We start from the raw sequence: 908 nt of genomic DNA, 5'->3' as shown, positions 1-908 counted from the left end.
CGCATTCTTGATGCGGCCACCCAAGCGCAACGACGCCAAATTCATGTCGATGGCGGACGTTCGCCGCGCCGGCCTGCTGAAGCCCAAGGGGATCTTCATTGGACGCGCCGGCGGCAGACTGGTCAACGTCTTTGCCCCGCACCACGATCGGCGCACCGGCAAATTGCGTCTGACGCGCCAAAGAGTTCGCGGTGGCAAGAAACTTTGGATCGACGGCGACGACGTCGGCGGCTTCGTCATTGGTCCCCCCAGATCGGGCAAAGGCGCAGCGCTGATCATCCCCAACGCACTGATGTGGCCCCATTCGCTGGTCGTGCTCGATCTGCGCGGCGAGACCTATGAGGCGACAGCCGGCCACCGGGCCACCTTCAGTCAGGTCGTCCGCTTCGCGCCGGCCGACCGCGACGGCAACACCGCCTTCTATAACCCGATGGACTTCATTTCGCTCGATTCGGCTCAGCGGGACATCGACCTGCGCAACATGGCGGCCGCGCTCTTTCCGCGCCCGCCCGCCAACGCCGATCCTTATTGGGTCAACGATGCGCGCCTCCTCTTCACCGGCATTGCCTCTTACGTCATGGAGTCGCCGAATATTGCCGACGAAAACCGCAGCTTCGCCACCATCCTCAAAATCATGAACGGCGCCGACGAGCCGATCCTGGAGTTCCTGGCGAGCCTGCGTGACACCCGCCGGCATGAAGTGTCCGATTTCACGCTGCAGACGCTTCTGCCCTATGCGGACATGGCGGAGAAGCAGTTTTCCGGCCTCTATGCCGGCGTGCGCACCGGCATGGCGCCCTTCCTGAACGAGCGGCTGATGCGGGCAACTGCGCGCAGCTCCTTCGACATCCGCAATCTCAAGAGCGAGCGGGTCTCGCTCTATCTCGATTTTCGGCGCGAGCAGATGG

At 63.3% G+C, this 908-nt stretch carries 1 protein-coding gene; it reads left to right on the top strand.

Annotation, left to right across the window (positions count from 1 at the left end; all coding sequences use genetic code 11):
* Positions 1-10: 10 nt before the first annotated feature.
* On the top strand, positions 11-908 hold an 898-nt coding region (locus EOC06_RS37960), incomplete at its 3' end, for a type IV secretory system conjugative DNA transfer family protein (RefSeq protein WP_164899033.1).

Origin of the sequence: Mesorhizobium sp. M7A.F.Ca.MR.362.00.0.0 (assembly GCF_004023175.1) — a bacterium.
Taxonomy (GTDB): domain Bacteria; phylum Pseudomonadota; class Alphaproteobacteria; order Rhizobiales; family Rhizobiaceae; genus Mesorhizobium.
This window is presented reverse-complemented; position numbering and strand designations above follow the sequence as displayed.